At 69.5% G+C, this 17593-nt stretch carries 8 protein-coding genes; 5 read left to right on the top strand and 3 right to left on the bottom strand.

Annotated features, from left to right (window positions below; genetic code table 11):
* On the top strand, positions 1–5568 hold the full coding sequence (locus QIS96_RS00785) for an Eco57I restriction-modification methylase domain-containing protein (protein WP_282540331.1): 5568 nt from the start codon (positions 1–3) through the stop codon (positions 5566–5568).
* 67 nt (positions 5569–5635) lie between these two features.
* Here QIS96_RS00785 and QIS96_RS00780 read toward each other — a convergent pair whose 3' ends face one another.
* Together QIS96_RS00780 and QIS96_RS00775 are read right to left on the bottom strand one after the other, a co-directional pair.
* The gene (locus QIS96_RS00780) at positions 5636–5851 is read right to left on the bottom strand and encodes a DUF397 domain-containing protein (protein WP_282540330.1); all 216 of its coding nucleotides are present in this window, start codon (positions 5849–5851) and stop codon (positions 5636–5638) included.
* On the bottom strand, positions 5848–6669 hold the full coding sequence (locus QIS96_RS00775; RefSeq protein ID WP_282540517.1) for a helix-turn-helix domain-containing protein: 822 nt from the start codon (positions 6667–6669) through the stop codon (positions 5848–5850). The genes QIS96_RS00780 and QIS96_RS00775 overlap by 4 nt, the downstream gene beginning before the upstream one ends.
* Positions 6670–7034: 365 nt before the next feature.
* On the opposite strand from QIS96_RS00775, the gene QIS96_RS00770 reads away from it, so the two are divergent.
* The 3 genes from QIS96_RS00770 to QIS96_RS00760 all read left to right on the top strand — a co-directional run bounded on the left by QIS96_RS00770 (position 7035) and on the right by QIS96_RS00760 (position 17129).
* Positions 7035–7508 (top strand): ATP-binding protein, encoded by a 474-nt coding sequence (locus QIS96_RS00770; RefSeq protein WP_282540329.1) that lies wholly within the window; start codon positions 7035–7037, stop codon positions 7506–7508.
* 208 nt (positions 7509–7716) lie between these two features.
* On the top strand, positions 7717–14799 hold the full coding sequence (locus QIS96_RS00765; protein WP_282540328.1) for a DEAD/DEAH box helicase: 7083 nt from the start codon (positions 7717–7719) through the stop codon (positions 14797–14799).
* Positions 14796–17129 (top strand): UvrD-helicase domain-containing protein, encoded by a 2334-nt coding sequence (locus tag QIS96_RS00760; RefSeq protein WP_282540327.1) that lies wholly within the window; start codon positions 14796–14798, stop codon positions 17127–17129. The genes QIS96_RS00765 and QIS96_RS00760 overlap by 4 nt, the downstream gene beginning before the upstream one ends.
* Positions 17130–17183: 54 nt before the next feature.
* On the opposite strand, the gene QIS96_RS00755 is transcribed toward QIS96_RS00760, so the two are convergent.
* Positions 17184–17330, bottom strand: coding sequence for a hypothetical protein (locus tag QIS96_RS00755; protein ID WP_282540326.1), 147 nt, complete (start codon positions 17328–17330; stop codon positions 17184–17186).
* Between the two features lie 17 nt (positions 17331–17347).
* Here QIS96_RS00755 and QIS96_RS00750 point away from each other — a divergent pair, with 17 nt between their 5' ends.
* On the top strand, positions 17348–17581 hold the full coding sequence (locus QIS96_RS00750) for a hypothetical protein (protein WP_282540325.1): 234 nt from the start codon (positions 17348–17350) through the stop codon (positions 17579–17581).
* Positions 17582–17593: the final 12 nt, after the last annotated feature.

Below are 17593 nucleotides of genomic sequence, written 5' to 3'. Positions count from 1 at the left end.
GTGACGTTCGACTCCCTGGTCAACGAAGGCGAGTACTTCCCGTCCTTCTACCTGGACGAGATCCTCCCCAAGCAGCTGCGCTCGGGCCCCCTCAAGGAGTGGACCGCCAAGGAGCGTCAGGGCGAGGCCACACCCCGCCAGGGCCTGCGGGATCTCGCCGGCCCCTACTTCGACGTGCGCATGGCGCTGAGCCCGGACGCCGAGAAGTTCGGCCAGATCGCGGACGCACAAGCGGTCGCGGCGTACGAGAGTGCAGCGGCCGCCCTGAAGTCCCTCGGCACCGACGAGGAGCCGCCCGCCTTCCAGCCCCTCACCGCCGAGGCGACGGCGTACGACGACAGCCCCGAGGGCGAATGGCGTACGGGCCTCACGGCCTGGCACACCGGTGTTCTGAAGGCCCTCGGCTTCGACCCGGCACCCGGCCACCTCACCGTGCACACGCCCACGGGCCCGGTCACCGTCCCGGTCGCCCACAGTGAGCCCGGCATCGCCGTCCTCACCGGCGGCTTCGCCACCGAGCTCGACGCCGTGCGTGCCGACGGGCATGCGGGCCGGCTGCCCGCACCCGTCCGCGTCGCCTCCGGCAAGACCCTCACCACGGTCACCGACCTGGCCGCCTGGCTGCTGACCGCCGACGACGCCCCGCGTTACGCCCTGCTCCTCTTCGGCCCGATCGTGATCCTCGCCGACCACGAGTTCGCCCGCGGCCGCTATCTCGCCGTCAACCTGGACACCGCTCTCCCGCGCAAGGCCGAGAAGGGCGCCTCCGCCAACGAGATCGACCTCATCGCGGCGGTCTTCGGCGCGCCCTCGCTGCGCCCCGGCGCGGACGGAGCCGACGACGAGATCACCAAGCTGGTCACGGAGTCCCGGGACCATTCCGTCGGCGTCACCGCCGAACTCCGCTCCGGCCTGCAGAAGTCCGTCCAGCTCATCGCCAACGAGGTCCTGAACCGCGCCCGCGAACAGGGCGTGCGCCCCGATGACCTCCCCGAGTGGCTGCCGCAGGACCTCAAGGAGCGCGACAGCCTCCCCAAACTGCTGACCACCGAGTCGCTGCGCTACCTGTACCGCATCCTGTTCCTGTTGTACGCCGAGGCCCGGCCCGAGCTCGACATCCTCCCGATGAAGAGCGAGGAGTACGCCACCGGCTACAGCATCGCCCGTCTGCGTGAACTCGTCATCGCGGAGAAGCTCGGCTCCACGTCACGCAAGGGCCGCCACTTCCACGAGTCGCTCGCCCTGCTCTTCGACAAGGTGTACACCGGCCACCCGACGGCCGACACGGTCACGGACCGCAGCGCGGTGGGACGCTCAGCCGCTGAGCCGCCGCAGGAGACGGACACCGCGCCGCAGACCAAGGACGACGGCTACGAGGGCGTACGCATCGAGGCCCTCCGCTCCACCCTCTTCGACCCGAAGTCGACAAGGCTCGTAGGGCAGTTGATCGACTACCCGGACGCGCAGCGCCCCGACGGCACTCCGGCCCCACCGCCTCTCGACCTGCGCCTTCGCAACGACGTGCTGCACCAGGTGCTGCGCCACCTCACCCTGAAGGAGGGCAAGGCGGGTGGCCGCGGCGGCTTCATCAGCTACGCCAATCTGAGCATCAACCATCTGGGCGCCGTGTACGAGGGCCTGATGTCGTACACCGGCTTCATCGCCGACGAGGCCTTGTACGAGGTCGCCAAGGGCGGTGATCCGGAGGGCGGTTCCTGGCTGATCACCGCGAGCCAGGTCGACTCCGGCCGCTACCCCGACGGGCCGGACGGCAGCGTCTTCGTGAAGACCGGCCGCAACTCAGAATCCGGCGAACCCGAGACGGTGCCGTACCCGGTGGGCTCGTACGTCTACCGCCTGGCCGGCCGCGACCGGCAGACCAGCGCCTCGTACTACACCCCGGAGTCCCTCACCCAGGCCACCGTCGAGCAGGCGCTGCGGTTCCGGCTCGACGACGAGGGCGGCGTCGACCCGCAGTCGCCCGAGAAGGCGTGGGTGAACGCCGCGGACGTGCTGCGCTGGCGCGTGTGCGAACCGGCCCTCGGTTCGGGCGCGTTCCTCAACGAGGCCGTCAACCAGCTCGCCGAGCTGTATCTGAAGCTGGCCCAGCGCGAGCGCGGCGTGGAGATCGACCCGGAGGACTACCAGCGCGAACTCCAGAAGACCAAGGCGTACATCGCGCTGCACAACGCATACGGCGTCGACCTCAACGACACCGCCGTCGAGCTGGCGGAGATCTCGCTGTGGCTCAACACCATGTACCCGGGGATGAAGGCTCCTTGGTACGGGCTGCACCTGCACCGGGGCAACTCGCTGATCGGCGCGGTGCGGAAGGTGTACGCCGGGCAGTCGCTCAGCGACGGCGGCTGGCTGAACGCCAAGGACCAGAAGCCGCCGAGGCACGTGCCGTTGGGGCAGCCGATCCCGTCGGGCTCGGAGAGCAACTCCGTCCACCAGTCTGTGCACCAGTTCCTGCTGCCCGCGCTCGGCTGGGGCTCGGTGTGCGAGGACGTCTCGGTACGCAAGCCGAAGAAGGGCGCCGAGGATCAGTCGCCGGTCAGTGTCGTTGCGGGGTCGGTGGCGGAGTGGCTGGAGCCGGAACTCATCGAGGTCATGAAGCGGTGGCGTTCGGTGATGCGGCGGAAGCCGAAGGGGGGCGAGAAGGCGGCGGCCAGGAAGGCGGCGGCGAAGAAGGCGGCTGCGGCAGCGGAGAAGACTCCGGCGCGTGTGGTGAACCTGCCCGTGGAGGAACCTTCCGGCCAGGGTGCGTTCGACCTGTGCTTGGAGATCTGGGACCAGCCGAGCCTGGAGGCGGACAGCGGGGCGGCTGCTGCGGCCGCCGCTCCCGAGCCGAAGCTGACGGCCAAGCAGGAGGAGAAGCGTCAGGAGAAGCAACTCCAGACGCAGACCGGCCGGTTGAGGGAGCTGGCGAAGCGCGTCGAGTACCTCTGGGAGCTTGTGATCCTTCGGCTCCGCCTGTCCGAGGAGGAGATCGCGCGCAGCGTCGATGTGTGGGGCGCGAGCCTTCCGGAGGGCACCCGCCCGGCGATGGACCGCGAGGCGGTCGTGGCCGCCCTGCATGCGATGGGCAGCCCGTACTGGCGCCTCAAGCAGGTCATGGACGCGTGGTGCGCGCTGTGGTTCTGGCCGCTGGAGGAGGTGGGGCTGTTGGACGGCTCGGACCGGGAGGCGTACTTCAACGGCGACGAGGACCTGACGCTGCTCAAGCGAGGCTTCGACGACGAGCGGCGCAAGGTCGCGCTCAAGTCCCTCGACGACTGGCTGGAGTTCGCGGAGGCGGTTCTCGGGCGGGCGGACTTGAGTCGTGCCTCGCTGATGGAGATTCCGGAAGTGCGGGATCTGCCGGAGCTCGATGACGTGGAGCGCCAACTCGACGAGCAGATGGTCGAGTTCAAGGCGTGGAAGGACGCGCTCGACCTGGGGGACGTGTTCGGCTGGTTCGACCGTATGCAGGAGATTTCGGAGGAACGCGGCTTCTTCCACTGGGAGTTGGACTTCGCACATGTCTTTGCGGATGGCGGGTTCGACTTGATGGTGGGGAATCCGCCTTGGGTTCGGCAGGAGTGGGACGAGAACGCGGTTCTGGCGGAGGTTGAGCCTTGGTTTGTTCTGGGGGGTAAGGCGGCCGAGGTCGGGCGGGACGAGCGGGTGAGTCAGGTCCTGAGTGTTCCGCGTCACCGCTCCTTCTATCTCAGCGAGTTGGCGACAGTGGCCGGAGTTTCCAGCTACCTGTCTTCGGCGGACACGTACCCGGAGCTGGTGGGTACTCGGCCGGACATGTATCGGGCGTTCATGCTGCTGGCTTGGCGGGCTACTGGGGAGCGGGGGATTGCGGGGATTATTCATCCGTCTACGCACCTCACGGGGGCTAAGGAGGGCGTTCTTAGGAAGGCGGCGTACCAGCATTTGCGGCTGCACGCGGACTTCGTCAACGCGAAGTTGTTGTTCGCTCCTCCTGTGAGTGACACCACGCACTTCAGCGTGAACGTCTACGGACGGTCGCGTGAGATTCGGTTCCAGCACCTTAGTTGGATCTTCTACCCCTCAGTTCTCAGCCAATCGGTACGGCACAATGGCGCGGGCGACTCTCCAGGCATCAAGCACAAGGGGACTTGGGACCCCCGCCCGCACCGCGATCGGGTGGTAACGGTCACGCGCTCTACCCTTTCGGATTGGCAGAAGCTTGCAGGGGAGGACAACGCGTTCCCGATCGAAGAGGCGAAGTTGTTGTTCCCGGTGACGGTGGCGGAGGAAACTGCCATCGCTGCGCTTGCGAAGTGGCCGCACCGTGTTGGGGAGTTGGGCCCGCGTATCACCCCTGGCTTCAACGAGAAAACAGACCGCACGGCGGGCTACTTCACCTGGGACTCTGGCCCGGCGGAGAGCTGGAACGACGTGATCCTCCAGGGCCCGTTCTTCGGCATTGCGACGCCCTTCGCGAAGCGGCCCGTGGAGGGAGCGCGCACGTCGCTCCAGATGGAGCCGTGGAACCTTGCTGAGCTTCCGGAGGGTGAGGTTCCACGCACTAACTATCGACGGTCACCGGAATGCAGCCTTGTCAACTACAACTCGGCAGTATCCAGGCACAGTTGGATCGATCCGGAACTAGTGCGCAACCTGCATGCGGACGAACGAATTGAGGAGCAGCTTGCGCCATCCGGCACGCCTGAGTATGAGAGTCTTCTGGCCGGTTTGGCCACGCGCCCGTACGCACGGTTCACTCGCATGGTGTGGCGTCGTCAGATCGCGTCCAACACCGAGCGAAGCCTGTTTGCGGCCCTCATGCCGCCAGGTCCCGCCCACATCCACATGGTGCACAGCATGGCGTTGGGCAGTGAACGGGAGACCGCCCTCACCGCTGGTTTCTGGGCAGCCCTGCCGTTGGACTACTTTCTGCGGGCAACAGGTCGCTCGGACCTCCAGGTCCGCGAGGCCCAGACCATGCCTGCCCCGACCCCTGGTCACCCGCTGGAAGCGGCATTGCTCTTGCGGACTCTTCGCCTGAACTGCCAGACCAATGCCTACGCTCGACTCTGGACGAGCCTGCACGATCCAGTCTGGGCTGAAGACCAATGGGCGGCCGCAACAGAATGGCCGTCTGGCATCGTGTCGATCACCGACAGCGTTACCCGGGCGTGGACCCGTGACACCCCCCTCCGCGCCGAATTCACCCGCCGAGCAGCCCTAGTTGAGATCGACGCCCTCGTAGCCGTCTGGCTCGGAATCAGCGCGGACGAACTGGTCGCCATGTACCAGGCCCGCTTCCCCGTACTCCAGCAGTACGAGGAGAACATGTGGTTCGACGCGACCGGTCGCCGCATCACCAAGGCGCACCAGGTGCACGGCTACGGACAGCCCAAGGACGCCTGGAAGAAGCTCAGTTCGCACGAGAACTTCCCGCTGGAGGCGAACGTCCCCGACGGCTACACCGGCCCCCTCTACCGCGCCAACCGCAAGGAAGAAATGCGCGCCGCGCACGCGGAGTTCACTCGACGCATGCGCGAGGCGGGATGGGAGCCCGGTGATACGGAGCCGCCGGAGAAGTAGTCCGGGGCCATGCGAAAGACGGGAGCCCTCCGCCGAAGCCTCGGCGGAGGGCTCCCGTCGCGTCAGGTCAGACGGTTCGATCTGCTGCGGCGAGGCCGACGAGCCCGGCCCACGCCCCGCGTGACAGGACCAGAACGGATCCGCCGAGAACCTTGGAGTCCCGCACGCACACGGCATCCTGGGCCTCGGCGACCTCGACGCACTCTCCACCCTCGGCGCCGCTGTAACTGCTCTTGAACCAGGCAAGTTCCAGCTCAGTGACCGAGGCTCTCTTGATGCTCATACCTCTCCCAGCAACTTCTCGACGAATCGCAAGGACTCTCGCGGAGTGAGAGCCTGCGACCGAATGATCCCGGACCGCGCGGCGACCGTCCGGACCTGTTCTCGATCTGTGAGCAGGCTACTGCGCCCTTGGACCTCCAGGTACACGACTTGATCACTGCCTTTGCGGGTGATCAGTGTGAACGGTCCGTCCACGCCGGCGTTGTCCTCGCGGTCGTTCGGCATGACCTGAATCTCTACGTTGCGCTTCTGGCCGATGAGGAGGATCTGTTCGAGCGAGCCCCGCAGGACAGACAGCCCGCCGAGCGGCCTGCGGAGCACGGCCTCTTCGATGACGAAGCTCATCAACGGCGCGGGCCACCGGTTGAGGATCTCCTGGCGAGTGGTGCGTGCGAGTACCCGTTGCTCGATCGTCTCCTCGTCCAACAGCGGTCGCCGCATGTTCAGTAGCGCCCGCGTGTACTCCTCGGTCTGCAACAGGCCGGGGATGACCTGCACCGCGTACAGGAACAACTCGACCGCGTCGGCCTCCAGCCGCGCTGCGTCGCGGAAGAACGCCGGATACTGAGCCCGAGCCACCTCCTCCTTCAGCGCCCGCAGCACACCCCCGGCCCCCAACTCCTCGTCCGCCTGGTCGATGAATCTCGGCGGCGGGATTCGACGGCCCTGCTCGAACGAGGCGATCGTCGCCGCCGAGTACCCCGTCCGCGTACCGAACTCCGCCCGTTCCAACCCCGCCCGCACCCGCAGCAGCTTCAACTGCCGTCCGAATGCGGCCACTACGCCCGTCCCGGGCTCGTCCTCCGGTCGCGCGCCCACTCCGGGGCCGCCGCCCCCGCCCGTACCGTTCTCGTCCCGTTCGTTCTGGCCGAATGGCTCCACTGGCACCGCCTCCCCGGCTCAACGCGCGCGTGGTTCCCCTCGTCACGCCGCACGCCTCGTACATCCGCCGCACGCGCGCGTACATCCGCACCGCGTCGGCGAGTCACCGTTCGTCACGCTACGCCACCAGCAGGCTGAAGGCGGCCGGACCCGGGAATCCCACCGGACAGGGGGAGTTGAGGGGGCGCAGCCCGACGAAAGCCCCACCCCGCGCGCGCCCGCGCCCACCACCGCGTACAACCCCGCCCTGTAGGCCCGAAACGCCTGGTCAGGCCCGCGCCCGCGCCGGAACCGTAGCCCCCATGACCAATGAAACCGCGCCCTCGCCGCCCGCGAGCGCCGCCCAACTCGACCGCACCGCACGCCACTTCGCGATGCGCTTCAGCTCCACCCCGCGCGGGGCCCGCCTCGCGCGACGGCTCGCGGCCGAGCGGCTGGACGCGTGGGGCGTGTCGTACGGGAGCGATGCGCATGACGCGGTCGTGCTGATCGTGGCCGAGCTGGCCGCGAACGCCGTGCAGCACGGGCGCGTACCGGGGCGGGACTTCCACCTCCGTCTGCTGGCCGCCGGGGCGACTGCGCGGGCCGAGGTCACAGACACCCGTACCGAACGGGTGCCGGTGCCCTCGCTGCCCGTGGGGGCGGACGCCGAGGGTGGGCGGGGCCTGCTCCTCGTGGAGTGCCTGGCCTCGCGGTGGGGCTGGACACCCCGCTCCGCCGCTCCCGGCAAGACTGTATGGGCGGAGTTCGTACTGCCTGCGGAGCTCGGCGGCTGAGGTCCGGCGCCGACGAGCGCGCCCCCTGCTCGTCAGGCCGGGTGACCAGCCACCTGCACGCCCTCCGCTCCCAGCGGCAGCGGTCGGTGCGGTCGGTGCGGGCGGGCGGATCACGCCATCGGCTGCCTGTTGTCAGAGCTCAGACGTAAGGTGGAACGCGATCTACGAACGATGAGATGTGCACTGGATTCGGGGGCTGGCGGGCGTCATGAGACCCACACTCGCTGCGCAGAAACTGCGCGACACGATGGTCGAGTATCTGACGACGACGTTCGCCCTGGCGGAGCCCGAGACACAGGATGCGCTGACCGACTTCCTGACCGACCCGGTCGACGGCCTGTTCCGCGGCCCGTATCTGCGGATCCGGCGGCCGTACCGCAGTGCCGAGGCGGGCTGGGAGTCCCAACTGGACTGGTGTCAGGACAAGTTCTGGCCCTATGCCCACCAGGCAGAGGCGTTCGCCCGCCTCACCAGCAAGGGCGGGCACAGGCCCGAGCCGACGCTGATCACGACCGGCACGGGCTCCGGCAAGACGGAGTCCTTCCTGCTGCCCGTGCTCGACCACTGCCGTCGGGCGAAGGCCGCCGGACGGCCGGGGATCAAGGCCGTCCTGCTGTATCCGATGAACGCGCTGGCGGGGGACCAGGCGGACCGGCTCGGCGAGCTTCTTGAGGACCCGCGGCTCGCAGAGGTGACCGCTGGGCTGTACATCGGCGAGGCGAGTGCGTCCAAGGCGCCTTCCCCGTACGGGCGGGTGATGGTCGACCGGGCCGAGATGCGCCGCAACCCGCCGGACCTCCTGATCACCAACTACAAGATGTTGGACCTGCTGCTCCAGCGGCAGCAGGACGCCCCGCTGTGGGGCGAAGCGGACCTCGCGTACATCGTGATCGACGAGTTCCACACGTACGACGGCGCGCAGGGCACGGACGTGGCGATGCTGCTGCGGCGCCTCGCGTCCGCCGTCGGGGCCGCCGAGGAGGGGCGGCCGCTGGGTTCCATCTGCCCCGTCGCCACTTCCGCGACGCTCGGCGCCGAGCCGGGTTCGGCGGATGTCGGCGGGCCGCGGCCCATGCTGGACGTCGCCTCGAAGGTCTTCGGCGTGCGCTTCCCGGACGACGCCGTCGTGGGGGAGGACCGGCAGGAGCTGGCGGACTTCCTCCGGCCGGTCGACCTGACCCTGCCGCTGCCCTCGCCGGAGGACCTTGCGGAACTGCCCGACCCGACTCGTACGGGCGACGGCCTCGACGCGGTCGCCCTCGCCACCGTCGGGTGCGACACCTCGGACGCGCGGGAGCTCGGCCGCCGGCTCCTCGCTCACCCCCTCACCCACGCCCTTCTGCACGCTGACGTGGATGAGCCGCTCACCGCTCTGGAGGCGCTGTCCTCCTTCGACCCGACCTCCGTGTGGCGCACGGCGGCGGTGCAGGAGCCGGCCGACGCCGCCAACGCACTGGCCAGGTTCGTCGCCCTGATCTCGGTCGCGCGCCACCCCGACGCCCCGGCCGACCGGGAGCGGCCGCTGCTGCTCGTCGAGACGCATGTGTGGCTGCGCGCCCTGTCGAGGGTGCTGCGGTTCGTGTCGCCGCAGCCGGTGTTCTCCTGGTCCGACGCCGACCAGGCGGCAGCCACGGCGATCGCCGGGTCGGGAGAGCAGAACACCGCTGCAGGCGGGCAGGACACCGGCGGTTCCCGTGGAGTGGCGGTGGCGGCCCAGGAGGAGCGCCGCCGCAGCGCCCAGCGCTCCGGCCGGCTGCCCACGGCGTACTGCCGGCACTGCGGGCGCTCCGGTTGGAGCGCCATCTGCCCCGAACGCAACCCGTCCGCGCTGGTCACCGAGGCGACCGAGATCTACCGGCGAAGCGTGGCCGGAGGCGCAGCCAAGGGCCGGGTCAGGTCCATGATCGCCGCCACCCCGGCCGAGGCCGCCGAGCAGGCGCGGGCCATGCTCGCCCAGCGCGCCCGTCGAGGCCGCCGGGCGGCGAGCAACGAGGCGAGCGTCCTCGTCCTTGAGGACAGCGGGGCGGCGCTGCGGCGCGTAGACCCCGATGAGGTGCTCCTGGGCGAAGGGCGAGTGGCCGAGGCCCCCGAGAACGGCGTGTACGTCCTGGCCTGGTACGACAACGCCGAAGCCGACGCCTACGCACGTCAGGACCGCTGCCCCGCTTGCGGCCAGGCGCAGGGAATCCGCTTCCTCGGCGCGGGAGTCGCCCCGCTCGCCTCGGTCGTCGTCACCCAGCTCTTCACCGGCGGTGAGCTGCCCGCGAGCGACGAGAAGGGGCACGACCGCCGCCGCACGCTCCTCTTCAACGACTCGGTTCAGGACGCCGCGCACCGCGCGGGATTCGTCGCGAGCCGCGCCTGGAAGTTCTCGCTGCGCTCACTCATCCACGAACAACTCCACCTGCGCACGTCCACAGACCCGTCGTACGCCAACGACGGCGTCCCGCTGAACGAGCTCATCGCCTCCCTGGTGGCCCGTGCCGCCGTGCCCGAGGAGCGGCTCCTCGCCTCCGTCGTACCGCCCGACCTGCACGACGTCGACCGGGTCAAGCGCCTCCTCGACGGCAAGAAGCGGATCCCGGCGAGCACCTGGAACCTGGTGGGTGAACGGCTCGCGCTCAACACCCTCCTGGAGTTCGGCCTCAGCTCCCGCATGGGCCGCACCCTTGAGCTGACCCGCACGGTGGCCGCCGAGGTGCACCTCGCCGACTCGGTGAGCGCCGCCCAGCACGCCCAGGCGCTGTACGAGGAGCATCTGCGGCGCCAGCTTCCCCTCGCCGCCGACGACGCGGACGAGTCCGGCGGGAAAGGGCATTCACCGGAGGCGCATTCCCTGCCACCGGCCGGTCCCGAACGACTCCGCCGCTTCGAGGGCTACGTGCGCGGCCTTCTTGAACACGTCCGGCAGAGCGGCGGCATCCAGCACGCCTGGCTCGACCGGTTCATCGACGAGGAGGGCCGCAGCCGGTACCCGGTGTGGAACGGCCGCCCGGAAGGCATGCCCGCCTTCGGCCGGAACTCCGAGGCGCCCGCCTTCGTCCTCGTCGGCGCCAGGACCGGACGTACGGACTTCGAGCGGGTCGCCACCCGAGAGAGCTGGTACGTCGACTTCACCAGCCGGTGCCTCGGCCTGGACGCCACCGCCGCGGGCGCCTACCTGAACGAACTCGTGCCGCTCCTCGCATCCGACAGCATCGGGGCACTCGCGTACCGGCGCACCGGAGAGGTCAAGCAAGGAGCGGCGCACAACCATGGCGTGTACGGACTGACCCCGGGCCACATCCGGGTGCGGCCCCTCGACGACGCACAGACCGCGTACGCCGCGCTCACCTGCCCGGACTGCGGCTGGACCCAGACCGTTCCCCCGGAGCGGGTGCCCGTGTGGCAGGGGCTGCCGTGCCCGCTCAAGCGCTGCTCGGGAGCCCTGACCGTGCCGTCGTCAGCTGCCGACGGGCGGGCCGCCCGGGACTACCGCGCCGACTATTACCGGCGCCTCTACCGCGAGTCGGGTCCGTACAGCGTCGTCGCCGCCGAACACACCGGGGTGCTCAAGCGCAAGGAGCGCGAAGAGGTCGAGAAGGGGTTCCGGCAGGGCATCCGGCACACCGACCCGAACGTCCTCTCCTGCACCCCCACCCTCGAACTGGGCATCGACATCGGCCAGTTGGAGGCCGTGATCCTCGCCTCGCTGCCGCCGTCCACCGCGGGATACGTCCAGCGGGTCGGCCGCGCCGGCCGCTCCACCGGCAACGCCCTGATGGTGTCCCTGGCCGACACCAGCCCGCGTGCCCTCTACCACCTGGCCGAACCCCGCCAGCTCATCGCCGGCCCCATCCTGCCGCCCGGCTGTTTCCTCTCCGCGGGGGAACTCCTGCGCCGCCAGTACACCGCCCACCTCATCGACCTCGCCGCTCGGGGACGGCTCGCGGACGTGCTTCCGCTGCCCGACCGGGTGACCCTGCTGATGGGCAGGAGCGGCTGGCTGCGCACGTTCGGCACGGCGGTCACCAACCGCATGGATCTGGTCGAGGAATTCCTGCGGCTGTTCCCGGAGATCGAGGGCGTAGCCGACTCCGGTGTCTCGCGCGATGCCCGCAAGGCCCTGCGGAAGTACGCCGCGGGCGGCCTGGCCAGGGTGTTGCGTGAGGCCGAGCGGGCCTGGGAGGCGGAGCGGGCCGAGCTCGTCGACCGGCGCGCCATGATCAACGAGGCGGTGGACGCCCTCCAGGCGAACGTCGAGGACGAGGCGCGCGAGATGCGCAACCTCCAGCGAGAGGCCATCGGCGTCAGCAAGCGACTCCAGGAGCTGGGGCAGACCGGTGCCCAGAGCTTCCTGGTCGAGCGGGGCCTGCTGCCCAACTACAGCCTGGTCGAGGACGGCGTACGCCTCGAGGCGATGCTCACCCACAAGGAACCCGCCCGCAAACCCCGCACTGGGGACGCCGACGCGACACCCCGGACGCGCTGGCGTACGGACCCTCGCGTGTATGAACGGCCCGCCGAATCCGCCCTGACCGAACTGGCCCCCGGCAATGCGTACTACGTGCGGGGCTACCGGCACGTCGTCGACGGCTTCGACCTCGGAGCGCGCAACACCACCGGGGACGGGAGCGGTCCGGCGGCGCTGCAGACCTGGCGGGTGTGCCAGGAATGCGGATACGTGCGCACCCGCGACGCGGAGACCGACACCTCCGCCTGCCCGCGCTGCGGCGGGCGGGGGATCGGCGGACGGGCGGCACTGCACCAGGTGATCGTCCCCCGCAAGGTCACGGCGCGGGACAAGCGGGACGACGCGCGCATCATCGACGACCACGACAGCCGCAACCAAGGCGTGTACTCCATCGCCACGGCCGTCGACATCGACCCCCTCGCGATCAAACAGACCTGGCGGCACACCGGAGCGACCTTCGGCGTCGACCACGTGCGCGAGGCGGTCATCCGACGCTTCAACCTCGGGCCGGCCAAGCACGGGCGCCGGGCCGACACCGCGTTCGCCGGAACCACGGTGGTCGTCACCGGATTCACCGTCTGCCCGCAGTGCGGCGGAGCCAGCGACAGGGAGCCCAACCATGCACCGGTCCAGGAAGAGCTGAGCGAATCCCTCGCCGGCCGACCGGAGTTGGCACACCACCGCCCCTGGTGCCCGACCCGGCGGAGGGACCGGCCCGCGCAGCCCCTGGACCAGCGGGTCATCACGGCCACCGAGCACCGCACCGAAGCCCTGCGCATCCTGCTGCCCGCCGCGACGCTCCTCGTGGAGGAACGCCTCGCCTCGTTCTCCGCCGCTCTGCACCTCGGCCTGGCCCTGCGCTACGGCGGCGACCCGGCACACATCCGCTCCACCCCCAGCACCGAACCCGACCGCGACAGCGACCTCACCCGCAACTACCTCGTCCTGTACGACGCTCTGCCCGGCGGCACCGGCTACCTCCAGCGGCTGGCGGACGCCGACGGCGAGGAACTGCGCGCGGTCCTCGCCGCCGCGCAGCTGGCGCTGCGGGACTGCAGCTGCGCCCAAGGGCCGCGCCGCTCCTGCCACTTGTGCCTCCTCGGCTACGCACCGCAGCGCGAGTACCGGCTCATCGACCGGCAAGAAGCGCTGTGGATGCTCGACGGCCTCCTCGGCGAGGACGGCCACAGCGCCTGGAACGTCGCCAAGCCGTCGGACGGGGTCGAACTGCGCTTCGCCGATCAGGCGGAGAGCGATCTGGAACGACGCTTCATAGACTGCCTCGACCGCTGGCTCGCCCTCCCGGAGAACAAAGCCACCCTCGAGCACGAGGAGACACCGACGGGGCGGCAGGGCAAGCAGTTCACGCTCCACAGGTCCGACGGCTCCCCGGTCCGCTGGGAAGTCGTCGCCCAGAAGTACCTGCCCGAGCAGGTGACCCGCCCCGACCTGCTGCTGCGGCCCGTGGCCGGAGACACCACCGCGGACGGGGCCCCGCCGCTGCCGATCGCCGTCTACCTCGACGGCTACCGCTGGCATGCCTCGTCCCGTACCAACCGCATCGCCGACGACGCCGCCAAACGTGCCCGACTGCGCGCGGACGGCACGCTGGTATGGCAGATCACCTGGGACGACGTGATGGCCTGGGAGCGTGAACTGGCCGCGAAATCCGGCCAGAAGGGCCAGTCGATTCAGGACGGCGAGATGGCGGATGCCCCCGTCGAGCCGCTCGCCGAGGTTGTCGCAGGCCCGGCCTCCGACGCTGCCTGGCCGCCGTACCCGGTGGTCGGGGACCGCACACCGGGTGGCACGGTCCGCGCCAAGTGGGCGCAGAGCCGACGCGACCCGGCCGAGATCGACGCACTCCTCTACACCGGGGCCATCCCGTCTCTGCTGGGCTTTCTGCGTGAGCCCGACCTGGAGCGCTGGCGGGCGATGGCCCGTCTCTGCGTGAGCGCGTTCCTGACGCTGCTCCGTAAGCAGGACATTGTGGACGCCGCCCCGGACACTGCCGCCGGGTGGATCGAGGCGGCGCTGCTCGAAGAACCGCTGCCCGACACCTCCGGCCAAGGCCTCAAGCTGTTCAAGACCACGGACGCCTCCGAGCTGCCCTTGGTCCTCATCGCGGACCGGCGCAGCGGCTTGAGCTGGAGCGCCCTCGCTGTCCTGGACGATCGTCCCGAAGCAGTGGCGGGCGACAGGCCTGAGCACCGACGCCGCTGGAAGGCCTGGCTGTGCTGGGGGAACATCCTCCAGTTCCTCGACCCCACCGGCACCGGCCGAGCCGACGGCCTACAGCTGGCCCGCACCTCCCTGGACGGCTTCGACGCGGGCCTGCTTGCGGCGACGGCAGGCCGTGCTGCCGGGGTGCTGACGGCCCTTCGCGAGGACATGGCAGGTACCGGCCTTCAACTCGACGCACCATCCGGCAAGCACCAGCCGATGGGAGAGGCCTCCGGGGAATCTGCCCCGGAGAAGGTGGAGCAGGAGGCGACGAGCCTCGAACGCCGTTTGTGGCAGCTCGTGTTGGGAGAACTGTCCTACATGGGTGACCCCGACATCGACGCGCTTGCCCACGCGCTCGCCGACCGAGGAGATGTGCGCCCCGCAACGGCAGGGTTCGACGCCCAAGGCATTTCCCGACCGGTCGAACTCGCCTGGCCGGACCATAAGATCGGCGTAGTGCTCGGTGTGGACGCCACAGACAGTGCATACATGGCGGAGTGCCAGAAGGCCGGTTGGGTCGTACGGCCTCCCGAAGCGTGGCCGGCTGATGAACTCGCAGCACTCCTCGCCGAAGAAGCCGGATCCGCTGCAACGCAGGGAGGTGCACGGTGAGCAAGGTGAGAACACAGGTCACCGTTTCGCCCCAGGCACATGTGGACCTGCGGCGTCTTGGCCACCCCGCCAAGGACGCGGTCGGCGACTTCGTACGCAGACTCCGCGCCGACCGCACCAACCGCGCATTGCGACTCTCTGAGCTGAGGACCGCGGGAGGCAACGGCCGGTTGTTCGTCGGTGCACTCGACGGGCAGCGGATGGCCCTGCTCCTGGAGACGGAGAAGAACCGCTTCACGGTCCTGGCCATCCGGGAGGGCGCGCTCGCCCACGATGAACTCGCGCGCCTCACCGTCGGTATCAACCAGATCTCCGGCGGCATCGAGCTGATCGACCAGGCTGAGGTCAGCGCCAATGTCGTCGCCCTGCCGGAGCGCTCCGAGCCCACGGACGCCCAGCAGGCAGGCGACGCCGCCACGCACGCCCTGCATGCCCCGCTGTTCGCCGGTTACGACGACGACGTCCTCCTCGGCCTCGGTGTGGTCGCCCCCCTGCTGCCTGCCCTGCGACGCGTACGCGACAAAGGACAACTGGACGCTCTGCTCGGCCACAACCTGCCCGAGCTCACAAAGGACGTCCTGCTCGCCCTGCACGGCGGCATGGGCCCCGACGCGGTCCGTGAGCAGATCACCAGTACGTGGCAGGCCGACGACCCCGTCGACCCGCATGACTGGGCGCGGGCGGCGCGACGCCCGGTCTCACAGGTGAGCACCGAGGACACGGCTGTACTGGACGCACTCGGGGAAGGGTTCGACGCCTGGCGCCTGTTCCTGCATCCCGATCAACGGCGCCTGGCGACAGCCGACTTCAAGGGCTCGGGCAAGGTGACCGGTGGGCCGGGAACAGGCAAGACCGTGGTCGCCCTGCACAGGGTGCGCCACCTCGTAGACCGGCTCCCGCCAGGCCGTACCCGACCCGTTCTGCTGACGACGTACAACACCAACCTCGCCGCCGATCTCAGGAAGCGCCTCCGCCAACTGGGGGGAGAGGAACTGGTGGGCCGGGTCGATGTGAAGTCGGTCGACCAGCTGGCCCGCGAAGTCACCGCGGGAGAGCGCGGCGAGGATCTCGGCAGTGCCCTCGACGACGAATCAGCCATGAACCTCTGGCACACCGTGTGCACCGAGGAGGGAGTCTTCGACTACGACGCGGACTTCCTGGACTCGGAGTTCAAACACGTCATCCTCGCGCAGGGCTGCGGGACGCTGCCGATGTACCTGCGTGCCGAGCGCAGAGGCCGCGGCCCGCTGCATCGACGGGACCGGATCGCGGTCTGGCGTCTGGTCGAGGCTTATCGGGCTCACCTTGCCGCACCGCCGCGCAGGACCACGTACGCCCTGATCGCCGACCGCGCGGCCCGTGTCGAGCAACACCGGATGGCCCGCGTGGAGGAACAGGCCAGCTACAAGGAAGAGCACGGCGGCCTTGACCTCATCCACCGCGAAGACGGCAGCGGGATGTGGCTGAAGCCCCGCTACCAGCACATCGTCGTCGACGAGGCCCAGGACCTCTCGGCTTCCCACTGGCGGATGCTGCGCGCCATGGTCCCCAAGGGCCCCAACGACATCTTCCTCGTCGGCGATGCCCACCAGCGCATCTACGCCCACCACGTCATCCTGGGGCGGCTGGGCATCGAGACACGTGGCCGAGCCTCCCGCCGTCTGACCCTCAACTACCGCACCACGCAGCAAATCTTGACCAGCGCCCACGGGCTGATCGACGGAGAGACGTTCGACGACCTCGACGCCGGTGCGGACGATCTGAAGGGCTACCGCTCGATCCTGATGGGGCTCGCCCCGCAGTTCTGGCGCGCCCCTGACTGGCAGACAGAAATGCGGGCCGTAGCCACGCTCATCAAGGAACGTCACGACCAGTACGGCACGCCGTACTCCGCGATGGCCATCAGCGTGCCGGACCGTGCCGCTGCGACCCAGATGGCGGTGACCCTGGCTACGCAGCCTTTCCTCATCCCCGCGGCCGAGCTCAGGAAGGAAGGGCCCAGCAAGGACGAGGGTGTCCGTATCGGCACGATGCACAGGTTCAAAGGCCTGGAGTTTCAACGCGTGTTCCTCACTGGCGTCAGCGACGGTCAGGTTCCGCACCAACGCTTCGAGGTGTTCCGGGCGACTCAGCCGGAACGCCACCGACAGGAAATGCAGCGTGCCCGCTCGCTCTTGTTCGTGGCAGCCACCCGTGCCCGCGACGAGCTGATCGTCACGTGGAATGGCAGGGCGAGCCGCTTCCTCCCCGATAGCGCCGAGCGGCACGCGTTCGATGCCACCGAACTCTTCAACCAAGACGGGCCACCGTCCGGATCTGCTGCGGCGTGACTGCACAAAGCTCAGGTGGTCGGGCTTGATCGGTAACGAGGGAGGGCCGGACAGTCAGGCGCGGTCGAGATACGTCACCGGGGTTCCTGTGCCACTGGGGCTGCCAGAAGTGCCGTCCTGATTGGCCGTCTCGGTGAGGAGCAGCGCCGCCGTGAGCGTGACGACGGCCGCCACCGCGGACACGTGAACGCTCAACGCCACGGCGCGATAGTGCCGCCGTGGGTGACGACCGCCAGTGCGTCCCCGGTCGGAATCACCGTGTTGATGAGCATCCTGACCGCGCAACGCCCTTCCAAGGCGGCGACCTCACCTGCGGAGGCATCACCTCCGGCCTCGAACTCGCCGCCCTCTGGATCGTCCGCGGCCACCTCGGCGCGGACGCCGCCACCGGGCCCGAGACGATGCTGGAGTACGAGGCCCGCGGCAGCACGGTCTGGACCCGCCGAACCTGAGGCCCGCGGCAT

Source organism: Streptomyces cavernicola, from assembly GCF_029968035.1.
GTDB classification, from domain to species: Bacteria; Actinomycetota; Actinomycetes; order Streptomycetales; family Streptomycetaceae; genus Streptomyces; species Streptomyces cavernicola.
This window is presented reverse-complemented; position numbering and strand designations above follow the sequence as displayed.